Below are 11,899 nucleotides of genomic sequence, written 5' to 3'. Positions count from 1 at the left end.
AATAACCAACTTCAACACTGTCGACCCCTACAGGCTATTGACTGCGATACACGGCCGTCCAATCAAAAGTTATGACGAAATGATCGGCACTCTCTATCATGCCACCACGATAGATAACACCAATCACGTGTTCATTAAATACAATCGGACATCGCGCAAAACTTCAAACAGGCTGATTATATGAACTTCAAAATGGTTTGCCGGCGAATGCAATCCTGACAGCGCCCCGAAACCTTAGCCGCGCCGCTGCATCCACGCCGCCGCCAACCCGCTCAGGCAAATGACCGAAATTCCCGCCAGGCTCATCCCGTCCGGCACCTGACCGAACACCACCGCCCCCAGCAACCCGGCAAACACGATCTGGCAGTAACTGAACGGCGCCAGCAACGCTGGCGCGGCATGGCGGAACGCCTGGGTCAACAGCAGGTGCGCGGTCATGCCGCAGCCGCCCAGCGCCAACATCAACAACACGTGCGGCCAAGCCGGCACCTGCCAGAAGAACGGCACCAGCGCCGTCATGATCAAGGTATTGCACAACCCCGCGTAGAAGTTGCTGGTGGTCGGGCTGTCATGGGCCGCCAACTTGCGCGTGAGCAACTGGTAGAAGCAGAACCCCAGCGCCGAACCGAACGGGAACAGGATGGCCGGCGTGAACAGGGCGCCCCCCGGGTGAACCACCACCAACACACCGATGAACCCCATCACCACCGCCACCCACTGCCCCAGCGTGACCCGCTCCTTGAGCAAGGGCACCGACAACGCGGTGACCAGCACCGGCGCGAGGAAGTTGACCGAGGTTGCCTCCGCCAGCGGCAGATACTGCAGGCCAGCGGTGAACAACAAGCTGGTGCTGAGCAGGCTGAGTGCGCGCAGGGTCTGCAGCAGCGGCCGGCGGGTGCGCAACACGGCAAGGCCCGCCTTGGGCAGGAAGATCCCGGCCATCAGCAACGTGTGCACCACATAGCGCGCCCACACCACCATGATGATCGGGTACACGCCACCGAGAAACTTCGAAAGCCCATCGTGGCTGGCAAACAGGAAGGTGGCCACCACCACCAGGGCGATGCCGCGCAGCGGCTGGTTGACTCCGGACAGCGGCGTACTGGAACTCATGAGGCTCTCGGGCGATGGCCCGGCATGGCGCCTGGGCATGCGCGGATTCTAGAAGAGAACCCCGGGGATGGACAAAGCTTTATGTTCCAATTGGTACATTCCGTTCGCTGATCGGCCACTTTCCCCAGGCCTGGGTCACTCCCGCTCGTCCAGCAATTGCCGGATCACCTGTTCCTGGCCTGCGTAGTCCCCCTCACCAAAATGCACATGACGGACCTGGCCACGGCGGTCGACGAAGTAATGTGCGGGCCAGAACTGATTCCCCCAGGCATTCCAGATGCGGTAGTCGTTGTCCACCGCCACGGGGTAGCCGATGCCCAACTGCCGGACCTGCGTGCGCAGGTTGCCGACATCGTGCTCGTAGTCGTACTCCGGTGTGTGCACCCCGATCACCACCAACCCCTGGTCGGCGTAGCGCCGGGCCCAGTCGTTGACATGCGGCAGGCTGCGCCGGCAGTTGATGCAGTCATAGGTCCAGAAGTCGACCAGTACCACCTTGCCCTTGAGCGCGGCGCCATCCAGTGGTGGCGAGTTGAGCCACTGCTGCGCGCCGGCCAACGGTGGCATGGCCCCCAGGTCGGGCGCGGGCGACCGGGCCGCCAGGGCCAGGCCACCCAGGGCGCAGGTGGCCGCCACGGCGACCAGCAACACACGCCCAGGGCGGCGCCAGGCGCCGCCAGGTATCGAAGTCATCGGCCAGGCTCCCGATCAGTGTTCGTGGCAGCCATCGGTGGCATAGGTGAGGTATTGCAGGTCGTGCTGGCGGCCTTGGGAGTCGAGGTAGTTCATGCGTGAGTTGGCCACCCCGCAGCTGACGCTCGGATCCGTCTGGATCGACAGCACTTTCTTCACGTCCAGATGCTCCCCGTAGTGATACGGCATGGTTTCGGGGGCTGGCTGGGTGGCGGCCTGTGCGGCGAAGGCACCCAGGCTGAGCAGGGCGAACAGGCTGGCGCTGGCGAAGGTCTTGGCGTTCATGGTGTGTCTCCTTGTGCGGCTTTATGTGGGAAGGCGTGTGCTTCCCGGTAGCGCCATTTGATGCCCGCCAGGTATCCCGCTTGTGTCGGCCCAGCGGCCGCCGTGCCTCCTCCTGTATCTGCGGATACAACAGATACACTGCAATACAAACCGGGGCAGGCAAGCCGCAATCACCTCGGTAGACTGCGCCCACTCCCAACGTACAAGGACACCGCCCGATGGAACATGTCGATCACATCCTGGTCGTCGACGACGACCGCGAGATCCGCGAACTGGTCGGCAACTACCTGAAGAAGAACGGCCTGCGCACCAGCATCGTCGCCGATGGCCGGCAGATGCGCGCCTTCCTGGAGAACAACGCGGTCGACCTGATCGTCCTCGACATCATGATGCCCGGCGACGATGGCCTGCTGCTGTGCCGCGAGCTGCGTGCGGGCAAGCACCGCAACACGCCGGTGCTGATGCTCACCGCGCGCAACGACGAGACCGACCGCATCATCGGCCTGGAAATGGGCGCCGACGACTACCTCACCAAGCCCTTCTCCGCCCGCGAACTGCTGGCGCGGATCAACGCCGTGCTGCGCCGCACCCGCATGCTGCCGCCCAACCTCACCATCAGCGAAAGCAGCCAGCTGATCGCCTTCGGCCCCTGGCGCCTGGACACCACCGCGCGCCACCTGCTCGACAGCGAAGGCACCCTGGTGGCGTTGTCCGGCGCCGAGTACCGCCTGTTGCGAGTGTTTCTTGACCACCCCCAGCGGGTGCTCAGCCGCGAACAACTGCTCAACCTCACCCAGGGCCGCGAAGCAGACATCTTCGACCGTTCCATCGACCTGCTGGTCAGCCGCCTGCGTCAGCGCCTGGGCGATGACGCCCGCGAGCCCACCTGCATCAAGACCGTGCGCAGCGAGGGCTATGTATTCTCCCTGGCGGTGCAACTGCTGGGGGCGTCTATATGAAGTGGCCGCGCACCCTGGCCTCGCGCCTGGCCCTGATCTTCTTCACCGGCCTGGTGCTGGCCTACGGCCTGTCGTTCAGCCTGCAAGCCTACGAGCGCTACGTCAGCAGCCGCTCGATGATGCTCAGCAACCTGGAAATGGACGTCGCCACCTCGGTGGCCATCCTCGACCGCCTGCCTGCGGCAGAACGCCCGGCCTGGCTCACGCGGCTGGAGCGACGTACCTACCGCTACCGCCTGGATGGCGGTGTGCAAGGCACCGCAATGCCAACGGCCGACCCGCCCATGGCCGCCGAGTCGATCGTCAAGGCCATCGGCGGCCAGTACCGCCTGACGTTCCAGGAAATTCCCGGCCCCAACGCGCACTTCCAGGCCCACCTGCGCCTGGCCGATGGCGCGCCGCTGACCATCGATGTCACCCCCACTCCGGTGCCAGTGGCCACCTGGCTGCCCGGGGTCCTGCTGATCCAGTTGCTGGTACTGCTGTCGTGCACCTGGCTGGCGGTTCGCCTGGCCATCGGGCCACTGACACGCCTGGTGCAGGCTGTCGACAACCTCGACCCGAACAGCCCCGGGCCGCTGCTCGACGAGAGCGGCCCGCGTGAAGTGCGTTACGCCGCAGTCGCCTTCAACGCCCTGCAGGCGCGCATCGCCGCCTACCTCAAGGAGCGCATGCAACTGCTGGCCGCCATTTCCCACGACCTGCAGACCCCGATCACGCGCATGAAGCTGCGGGTGGAGCAGATGGACGAAGGGTTGGAGAAGGAAAAGCTGTGGCATGACCTGGATGCCATGGAGCACCTGGTGCGCGAGGGCGTGGCCTACGCCCGCAGCATGGACAGCAGCACCGAGGCGCCCTGCCGGGTCAACCTCGACGCCTTCCTCGACAGCCTGGTCTTCGACTACCAGGACAGCGGTGCCAGGGTGGATCGCCATGGCAGCGCCCAGGCCACCCTGGAAACCCGCCCCCATGCCCTGCGCCGGGTGCTGGTGAACTTGGTGGACAACGCCTTGAAGTTCGCCGGTGCCGCACGCCTGGAAGTGAACCACGAACAGGGGGTGACGCTGATCCGCGTGCTGGATGACGGCCCGGGCATCCCGGCAGACGAACTGGACGAAGTGCTCAAGCCGTTCTACCGCGTCGAGGCCTCGCGCAACCGCAGCACCGGCGGCACCGGGCTGGGGTTGGCGATCGCCCAGCAATTGATCCAGTCCATGGGCGGCAACCTGACCCTGAGCAATCGCCTGGAAGGCGGGCTGTGCGCGCAGATCGAGCTGCGCTGAAGCGCCGCTCAGCCCTTGTCCGCCTTCCCCGCCGCCGCCGCGAAGCGCGCCAACCGCACATCCAGCCGGCGCGGTCGTGCACCGCGGTCCTCGGCATGCTCCTTGCGCCGGATGGCGTTGCGCACCATCAACGACCCCAGGTAGCGGATCGGTTCCGGCGGGAACTGCCCGAGCGGCCCCTTGACCAGCGGTGAGCGGGTCCAGTCGTTGTCCAGGCCCAGTGCCAGCGACGCCAGGATCTGCCCGCCCATGTGGCACGGCCCGACACCGCTGCCGGAGTAACCGAAGCCGTAGAACACGTTGCCCTGCCCGTCGAGCCGACCAAAGAACGGCAGGCCGGTCACCGAGCGATCCGAGGGGCCGTTCCAGCTGGCTGCCAGGGGAACATCGGCCAGCGCCGGGAAGAACTCCGTGAGGCTGTCGCGCAGCAATGGCTGGTAAGGCGATGGCTGGTCGAACACCGGCAGCATGCGCCCGCCATAGGCGAAGGTGTTGCCGCCCTTGCCCAGCATCAGCCGGCCATCGGAGGTGTTGTGGTAGTAGTGCACGAAGATCCGTGAGTCGAGCACGCTGACCCCGCTGTCCAGGCCGATCTGGCGCAGCAGTTCCGGGCACGGCTCGGTGATCACCATGTCGCTGGAGACGATCGCCACGCTGCGCTCGAACTGCGGGAAGGCCCGCGCCATCCAGGCATTGAGCCCCAGCACCACGCGGTCGGCGCGAACGGTCCCACCCTGGGTGCGCACCTGCACCGGGGCGCCATGCTCCAGCCCGGTCATCGCGGTACCCTCATGAATGCGCACGCCGCGCTGCAGGGCGACCCGACGCAGGCCGCGCACCAGCCGCCCGGGTTGCACCGTGGCCGCGGCCGGTGAATACCAGCCCTCGAGGTGGCGGCTGGAGCCGGCAACCCGCTGCACCTGTGCCAACGGCAAACGCTGGAACGAATTGATCCCCTTCTGCTCCAGCGCGGCGATCACCGCGTCGGTACCGCCAACCTGGGCCTGGTTCGTGGCGGTGTACAGGGTACCGTCCATACGGTAGTCGCAGTGGATGCCATTGGCGCGGCAGAACGCGCCGATGGCCTCGATGCTGCGTTCCGACTCACGCACCAGGCGTATCGCCTCCACCACCCCGAACAGACGCTCAAGGGTGAAGTACTTGGCCGACCAGGACAGTGCGCAGCCACCATTGCGGCCACTGGCACCGGCGCCGCAGATGTCCGCCTCGACCAGCAGCACGTCGAGTTGCGGCGCTTGCTCCTTGAGCATCAGGGCCGTCCACAGCCCGGTGTAGCCACCCCCGACGATGCACACATCGCAGCGGGCGTCGCCTTGCAGCGGCGGGCACAGTGCTTCGTCTTCCTGGTCCAGGGCCTGTTGCAGCCAGAAGGGTCTCATCTACTCGCTTTCCTCTAGGTACGCAGTGGCTTGATCGCCATGCCGGTGTTGGGAGCCACGTCGTTGGCCTGTGGCGCGGTCGCCGGGCGGCTGTTCCAGTGCGGCAGCAGCACCAGGGCGGAGAACAGCGCGGTGCCGGCGAAGATCATGAACACCGTGACGCTGTCGAAGTAGCCCGGCAGCAAGCCACCGAGCACCGCGCCCACCGAGCCGCAGCCGTTGACGAAACCGGCCGCCGTGGCGCCGGCTTTGGCGGTGCCGAAGTCGATGGCCGCGGCGCCGCTGATCATCGAGTCCGGGCCGTACAGGGTCAGGCCCATGACGAACAGCAAGGCCACCACCAGCGCCACGCTGCCGCTGTGCATCGCCGCCATGAAGCCCGCCAGGGTCACGGTCAGCAGCACCAGGCTGATCACGCAGGCCGGCATGCGCCGGGCGCCGAACAGCTTGTCCGAGGCCAGGCCGATGATGATCGGCCCGAGCAGCCCGGCCAGCTCGAAGGCGGTGGGAATGATCGCCGCGCCCACCTTGCCCACCGTGGGCATCTGCTCGAAGACGATCACCGGCCCCCAGAGCAGGATGGCGTAGCGCGCGGGCTTGAGCATGAAATAGGCCAGCCCCAGGGTAAGCACCGTGCGGTTGCGCAGAATCTCGCGCAGTGGCGCCCAGACGCTGCACAGGTTCGCGCCCGGGGCCATGCTCTGGGGTTCCGGTTCCACCGCCGGCAAGCCGACATCCTCAGGCTTGTTGCGCTGGAAGATGAAGAACAGCACGGCTACGCCCGCCACCACCGCGGCGCTGGAGAAGAACGCCGCATGCCAGGTGCCGACCAGGGTGTAGGCCCACCAACCGGCGAACGGCGAAGCGACCAACCCACCGAAGGCATAACACGAGCTCCACAGCCCAAGCACCCGCCCACGCTGCGAGGCGGGGAAGAAACTGCCGATGTTCTTGCACAACCCCGCCCAACCGGTGGACTGCGCCAGGCCTTGTACAAGCATGCAGGTGGCGAAGATCGGGAAGGTCGCGTAGCTACCCATCACCACGGCGGCGACGGCGGAGATCAACAAGCCACCCAGCACCACCACCCGCGGCCCGAAGCGATCGGCGAGCATGCCCCAGGTGAACTGGCCCACGGCATAGGCGGCCAGGTAGATCGCATCGAGGTTGGCCATGGCGGCCTTGTCGAGCATGAACGTCGGGTCTTCGGCGATGCCGAGCTTGGCGACCGAGAAGGCCTTGCGGGTGAAGTAGAAGGCGGCGTAGGCCAGCCAGGTGATCGCGAAGATCTGCATGCGCCACCGCTTGATGGCGCCCAGGGATTGATTCATGTGGATCTGACCTCTTGCTTGAGTGTGCCGGCAGAATGTGAAGAAACGCCTGTCTTGTTGTTGTGTTGCGCACTGCGTGACGGAGGGACGTCACCTGGTCAGATGGCTCGGCGGTCTGGCGTGACCCTCGGCAGCCATGGCCCTTGAACGCCGCTTGTGGCGGCCAGTCCGGGGTTGAAAGACATGGAAACAGGTGCAGACTGATAAATAAAATCGATTTATCGTATTTCACTCATAAGCCCAGCTTGTAACAGGAGTCTTCGATGTCGGTCTCCCATGCTCAACTCAAGGCCTTCCACGCCGTCGCCGAACAGGGCAGCTTCACTCGTGCGGCTGAACGGCTGTTCCTCACCCAGCCGGCGGTGTCCGACCAGGTGCGCAAGCTGGAGGAGCGCTTCGGGGTGCTGCTGTTCCACCGCAACAAACGCTCGGTGCAACTGACCGACCTGGGCGAGCGCCTGCTGGGGGTGACCCAGCGCCTGTTCGCCTGCGAGGCGGAGGCCGTTGAACTGCTGCAGGACTCCCGCGCCCTGCACACCGGCAGCCTGGTGCTGGCGGTGGATGCCCCGGTGCACGTGCTGCCGCAGATCGCGCGCTTCTGCCAGCGCTACCCGGGCATCCAGGTGAAGATCGAGACCGGCAACACCGATGAGTCGCTGGCCCGGTTGTTCAGCTACCAGGCCGACCTTGCCCTGCTGGGGCGTGATGTCGATGACGAACGCCTGTATTGCGTGCCGATGCGCCGGGACCCGATGGTGGCGTTCGTCTCGCATCAGCATCCGTGGGCCAGCCGTGGCGAGATCAGCCTGGCGGACCTGGACGACACGCCGCTGGTGTTGCGCGAGCCGGGGTCGGTGACGCGGCAGACGCTGGATGAGGAAATGCAGCGGGCCGGGTTGCGCATTCGTCCGGCGATCCAGGTGGAAGGCCGGGAGGCGGCGCGCGAGGCCGTGGTGGTGGGGATTGGCGTGGGGGTGGTGTCGGCGGCGGAGTTCGGGGCCGATGCCCGGGTTTGTGCCTTGCCGATTGTCGATTGCCAGCGGCATCTGACCGAGACGCTGGTGTGCCTGAGCGAGCAGCGGACGCGACGGGTGGTGGCTACGTTTCTGGAGATGGTGCGGGAGGGGCTTTGATTTTGGCTTCGGCTTCGGCTTCGGCTTCGGCTTCGGCTTCGGCTTCGGCTTCGGCTTCGGCTTCGGCTTCGGCTTTAAGAGTTTGGGTTTGGAGTTTTGTAAGCATATCCATTGGCGATGGAGACGCTGATTCACCTTTGCGCCCTTACGGCCATCCCTTTCAAGGTCTTTGGACGCAGGGGGCGTGACCGCATCAGGGCCGCCAGATGCCCGCCGGGATTCTTGCGGCGTCTATCAGATCGAGCGCCGCCCGCGCGGCGCATCGCGGATGAATCCGCTCCTACATTCGTTGCAACGTGGCCATGACCGATAGGCCATGGTTGTTCGCCTTGTTTGTACGACGCGGTTTTTCGGCAGGCGCTACCGCCGCCCCGCCCGGCTCACGCCATGCGCCAAGGCTGGCAACCATGGCCTGACAGGTGCGGCACGTTGCAACCGATGTAGGAGCGGATTCATCCGCGATGCGCCGCGCGGGCGGCGCTCGATCTCATTGGCGCTACAACGCTAACGTCGAACACCTTGAAAGGCCTGGCCGCAAGGGCGCAAAGGTGACTCTGCGTCAACAAAGCAAACGGATATGCCCACAAACACAAAAACCAACTAACGACTCAGGAACTCAGGAACTCAGGAACTCAAATACAATGCCCCCCTAACATACCCGGCTCCCCCCAAGGCCCCACCCATGCTCTACCGCCTAGCCGCCGACACCCTGGTCCTGTTCCACCTGTCCTTCATCCTGCTGGTCCTGTTCGGCGGCCTGCTGGCGCTCAAGCACCGCCGTGCCCTGTTCATCCACCTGCCCGCCCTCGCCTGGGGCCTGGCGGTGGAGGGCCTGCACCTGGAGTGCCCGCTCACCGCCTGGGAGAACCGCCTGCGCGCCGCTGCCGGCGACAGCGGCTACCCCGGGGGATTCGTCGAACACTACATCTGGCCGGTTATCTATCCGGTCGGGCTGACTCCGCAGATCCAACTATGGCTCGGTACCTTCGTCCTGCTGCTCAACCTGGGAATCTACGGCTACGTGCTCTGGCGCCTAGCGCGTCGCCACCACAAATAACCGCGGGAACGGCAACAACACCTTGCCATCGGTGGCCGGTGGATAGTCATGCTGCATGGCCTGCAGGTACAACTGCAGGAAGTCCGCCTGCTCCTGTTCATCCAGCCTGGCCAGGTACGGCCGCAACGCCGACCCCTTGAACCACTCCACGACCGCCTCCGCGCCGCCCATCAACGGGTGATGGTAGGTGGTGCGCCATACATCCACCCGTGCGCACAACGGGCTGAGCAGATCGTAATAGAACGCCGCGCCATGCCGGGGCGGCAGGCTGAAGTCGGCGAACTTGTCGGACCACGGCCCGCGGCTGGCAATCTCGCGCAACTGGTGGTGAGCGGGTTCGTCGAGGTTGTCGGGCGTCTGCACGGCCAGGCTGGCCCCTTCGCTCAACTGCCGCACCAGGTGCGGGTAGAGGCTGCCATGCTCCGGCAGCCACTGCAGCGAAGCGTTGGCGAGGATCAGGTCCTGTGGCTCCTGGGCAACCCAACTGCCGATATCGGCAATATCACAGCGCACCCGCGGCACACTCAGGCGCGGGCGTTGCCGGGCCTTTTCGATCATGTCCGGGTCGCTGTCCAGCGCGGTCACCTGGGCATCGGGGTGGCGCTGCAACAGCACTTCGGTGGAGTTGCCAGGGCCGCAGCCCAGGTCGGTGGCATGGCGCACCGGGCGCGGCGGTACCGCGGCGAGCAGGTCGCGCACGGCGCGTGTGCGTTCATCTTCGAAGCGTGAGTACTGGGTGGCGGACCAGGCCATGGGTGGGCTCCTTCGATGGCAGATGCGTGCAGCATAAGCCAAGTCGCCACCACAACGAACGAAAACGGCCGGATCCCCTGGAGGGATCCGGCCGTTTCATGCAACGCCTGGCGCTTAGTGACGCTTGGCGCTACGGATCTGGTGCACCACGCCCATGGCCACCACGATGGCTGCGGCAATGCCGGTGGAAATCACCAGGATCTGGTAGTCAGGCATGAACGCCATGGTCACCAGGGCGGCCACGATGAACACGATCACCAGGTAGGTCAACCAGGGGAACAACCACATCTTCAGGCGCACTTCCTTGCCCTCGGCGATCAGCTTGCGGCGCATGCGCAGTTGCGAGAAGGCGATCACCAGGTACACCAGCAGGGCGATCATGCCGGTGGTGTTCATCAGGGTTTCCAGCACGTCTTTCGGGCGCAGGGTGTCGCTGAAGTTGATCAGCGCGCAGAACACCGCCACCAGGCACGAGCCGATGATCGCGTTCACCGGTACACCGGTACCGGTGCGGGTGAACTTGAACAGACGCGGCGCGTCGCCACGCTGGGCCAGGGAGAACAGCATGCGCGAAGCGGTGTAGTGGCCGGAGATCAGGCAGCTGCTCACCGAGGTCAGCACCACGAAGTTCATCAGCAGCTCGGCATAGGGCACGCCCAGCAGCTCCAGCGTACGGCGATAGGCACCATAGCCGGAGACACCCAGTTGCGGGTCGTTCCACGGCACCAGGCAGACGATCAGGAAGATCGAGCCCACATAGAACAGGCACACACGCCACACCACCGAGTTGGTGGCCTTGACGATCTGGGTGGCCGGGTCCTTGGCTTCGGAGGCGGCGATGGTGACGATCTCGGCGCCCAGGAAGGCGAACATCACCCCCAGCAGCGCGCCGATCACCGTGGTGATGCCGTTGGGCATGAAGCCTTCGGCGGTCAGGTGGCTGATGCCGCGCACTTCACCGAACTGCCAGACGTTCATCACCGCGGCAGTGCACACCACCAGGAAGCAGACGATCGCCACCACCTTGATCAGCGCGAACCAGAACTCGAACTCGCCGTAGTGCTTGACGTTGAAGAAGTTGACGGTGATCAGCAGCAGCGTGGTGGCCAGCACGAACACGTTGACGCTGACGTCGGGGAAGAAGCCATGCAGGATCTTGCCGGCGACATAGGCCTCCCAGGCCATCAGGATCACCCAGTACCACCAGTACAGCCAGCCGATGGTGAAACCGGCCCAGCGCCCGATGGCGCGGTCGGCGTAGGTGGAGAACGAGCCGGTGTCCGGCGAGGATGTCGCCATCTCGCCCAGCATGCGCATGATCAGCACCACCAGGATGCCGCCGGCCAGATACGCCAGGACCGCAGCTGGGCCGGCGCTGTGGATCACGCTGCCGGAACCGACGAACAAGGCGCCGCCGATCACTCCGGCGATGGACATCATCGTCAGGTGGCGCGACTTCAACGAGGCACTGAGTTTGCTCTCGTGCCCGTCCTTCGCGGTGGTGGATGTGGATGTAGCTTCCATCAGTTAAATACCCCGTGCTTCTTTTTATCCAAGGAAAAACTGTGAAACCCCGATGGCTATCGGTCTCACCTGTACATCAGTGCGGGCAGGGAGGTGTGCGGTGCACACGCAGGCCATCCGTGGCGGCCTGCTTACGCGGCCAGAGGCAACCCTCTGGGCGAACTGAACCATGCGGGGGACGGACGCTGGGGGGCCGGCCACGCGGGAAGAAGGTGCGGGGCGGGCCCCGACGGCAAAGCAGCGATGTTGTGATTATTCATAGCGCTGATACGTGCTGTGTTGGCTATATCTGACACGTAATGTAAAAATGTCGAACACATTGAGCCATGCACAGCGGCATGAAAAACGCACTGCACTGTACAGGCCGC

Annotated in this window: 11 protein-coding genes; 4 read left to right on the top strand and 7 right to left on the bottom strand. The window is 65.0% G+C overall.

Annotation, left to right across the window (positions count from 1 at the left end; genetic code table 11):
• Window positions 1-234: 234 nt before the first annotated feature.
• The 3 genes from JYG34_RS11400 to JYG34_RS11390 all read right to left on the bottom strand — a co-directional run bounded on the left by JYG34_RS11400 (window position 235) and on the right by JYG34_RS11390 (window position 2,091).
• Window positions 235-1,113, bottom strand: a complete 879-nt coding sequence (locus JYG34_RS11400) for a DMT family transporter (protein WP_213660778.1) — start codon at window positions 1,111-1,113, stop codon at window positions 235-237.
• 135 nt (window positions 1,114-1,248) lie between these two features.
• Window positions 1,249-1,806 (bottom strand): thioredoxin family protein, encoded by a 558-nt coding sequence (locus tag JYG34_RS11395; RefSeq protein ID WP_213660777.1) that lies wholly within the window; start codon window positions 1,804-1,806, stop codon window positions 1,249-1,251.
• Between the two features lie 15 nt (window positions 1,807-1,821).
• Window positions 1,822-2,091, bottom strand: coding sequence for a DUF2790 domain-containing protein (locus tag JYG34_RS11390; RefSeq protein ID WP_213660776.1), 270 nt, complete (start codon window positions 2,089-2,091; stop codon window positions 1,822-1,824).
• Window positions 2,092-2,309: 218 nt separating this feature from the next.
• On the opposite strand from JYG34_RS11390, the gene JYG34_RS11385 reads away from it, so the two are divergent.
• Window positions 2,310-3,050 (top strand): response regulator, encoded by a 741-nt coding sequence (locus JYG34_RS11385; RefSeq protein ID WP_213660775.1) that lies wholly within the window; start codon window positions 2,310-2,312, stop codon window positions 3,048-3,050.
• Window positions 3,047-4,333 carry a sensor histidine kinase gene (locus JYG34_RS11380; protein ID WP_213660774.1) on the top strand — a complete coding sequence of 429 codons (1,287 nt, stop codon included), beginning with the start codon at window positions 3,047-3,049 and terminating at the stop codon, window positions 4,331-4,333. Before JYG34_RS11385 ends, JYG34_RS11380 begins: the two co-directional genes overlap by 4 nt.
• 8 nt (window positions 4,334-4,341) lie before the next feature.
• Here the strand turns inward: JYG34_RS11380 and JYG34_RS11375 are convergent, their stop codons facing one another.
• Window positions 4,342-5,733 carry an FAD-dependent oxidoreductase gene (locus JYG34_RS11375; RefSeq protein ID WP_213660773.1) on the bottom strand — a complete coding sequence of 464 codons (1,392 nt, stop codon included), beginning with the start codon at window positions 5,731-5,733 and terminating at the stop codon, window positions 4,342-4,344.
• Between the two features lie 14 nt (window positions 5,734-5,747).
• The gene (locus JYG34_RS11370; protein ID WP_213660772.1) at window positions 5,748-7,064 is read right to left on the bottom strand and encodes an MFS transporter; all 1,317 of its coding nucleotides are present in this window, start codon (window positions 7,062-7,064) and stop codon (window positions 5,748-5,750) included.
• 263 nt (window positions 7,065-7,327) lie between these two features.
• Between JYG34_RS11370 and JYG34_RS11365 the strand changes: the two genes are divergently transcribed.
• Both JYG34_RS11365 and JYG34_RS11360 read left to right on the top strand, forming a co-directional pair.
• Entirely contained in the window at window positions 7,328-8,197 is an 870-nt protein-coding gene (locus tag JYG34_RS11365) for a LysR substrate-binding domain-containing protein (protein WP_213660771.1), read from the top strand.
• Between the two features lie 682 nt (window positions 8,198-8,879).
• Window positions 8,880-9,254: a DUF2784 domain-containing protein gene (locus JYG34_RS11360; RefSeq protein ID WP_213660770.1), complete on the top strand. Its 375-nt coding sequence runs from the start codon at window positions 8,880-8,882 to the stop codon at window positions 9,252-9,254.
• On the opposite strand, the gene tam is transcribed toward JYG34_RS11360, so the two are convergent.
• Together tam and JYG34_RS11350 are read right to left on the bottom strand one after the other, a co-directional pair.
• Entirely contained in the window at window positions 9,231-10,007 is a 777-nt protein-coding gene (gene tam, locus JYG34_RS11355) for a trans-aconitate 2-methyltransferase (protein WP_213660769.1), read from the bottom strand. The genes JYG34_RS11360 and tam overlap by 24 nt on opposite strands.
• Before the next feature lie 114 nt (window positions 10,008-10,121).
• On the bottom strand, window positions 10,122-11,531 hold the full coding sequence (locus JYG34_RS11350; protein ID WP_044488010.1) for an amino acid permease: 1,410 nt from the start codon (window positions 11,529-11,531) through the stop codon (window positions 10,122-10,124).
• Window positions 11,532-11,899 lie beyond the last annotated feature (368 nt).

Source organism: Pseudomonas entomophila (assembly GCF_018417595.1).
In the GTDB taxonomy this organism is placed as follows: Bacteria; Pseudomonadota; Gammaproteobacteria; order Pseudomonadales; family Pseudomonadaceae; genus Aquipseudomonas; species Aquipseudomonas entomophila_C.
Note: the sequence above shows the minus strand (reverse complement) of the source record. Positions and strands in the feature narration are given on the sequence as shown.

Excerpts from the sequence above, each read along its gene's own strand:
- JYG34_RS11375 (WP_213660773.1), bottom strand. The coding sequence starts at position 5,733 with ATGAGACCCTTCTGGCTGCAACAGGCCCTGGACCAGGAAGACGAAGCA.
- JYG34_RS11395 (WP_213660777.1), bottom strand. The coding sequence starts at position 1,806 with ATGACTTCGATACCTGGCGGCGCCTGGCGCCGCCCTGGGCGTGTGTTG.
- JYG34_RS11360 (WP_213660770.1), top strand. The coding sequence starts at position 8,880 with ATGCTCTACCGCCTAGCCGCCGACACCCTGGTCCTGTTCCACCTGTCC.
- JYG34_RS11370 (WP_213660772.1), bottom strand. The coding sequence starts at position 7,064 with ATGAATCAATCCCTGGGCGCCATCAAGCGGTGGCGCATGCAGATCTTC.
- tam (WP_213660769.1), bottom strand. The coding sequence starts at position 10,007 with ATGGCCTGGTCCGCCACCCAGTACTCACGCTTCGAAGATGAACGCACA.
- JYG34_RS11385 (WP_213660775.1), top strand. The coding sequence starts at position 2,310 with ATGGAACATGTCGATCACATCCTGGTCGTCGACGACGACCGCGAGATC.
- JYG34_RS11390 (WP_213660776.1), bottom strand. The coding sequence starts at position 2,091 with ATGAACGCCAAGACCTTCGCCAGCGCCAGCCTGTTCGCCCTGCTCAGC.
- JYG34_RS11380 (WP_213660774.1), top strand. The coding sequence starts at position 3,047 with ATGAAGTGGCCGCGCACCCTGGCCTCGCGCCTGGCCCTGATCTTCTTC.
- JYG34_RS11400 (WP_213660778.1), bottom strand. The coding sequence starts at position 1,113 with ATGAGTTCCAGTACGCCGCTGTCCGGAGTCAACCAGCCGCTGCGCGGC.
- JYG34_RS11350 (WP_044488010.1), bottom strand. The coding sequence starts at position 11,531 with ATGGAAGCTACATCCACATCCACCACCGCGAAGGACGGGCACGAGAGC.
- JYG34_RS11365 (WP_213660771.1), top strand. The coding sequence starts at position 7,328 with ATGTCGGTCTCCCATGCTCAACTCAAGGCCTTCCACGCCGTCGCCGAA.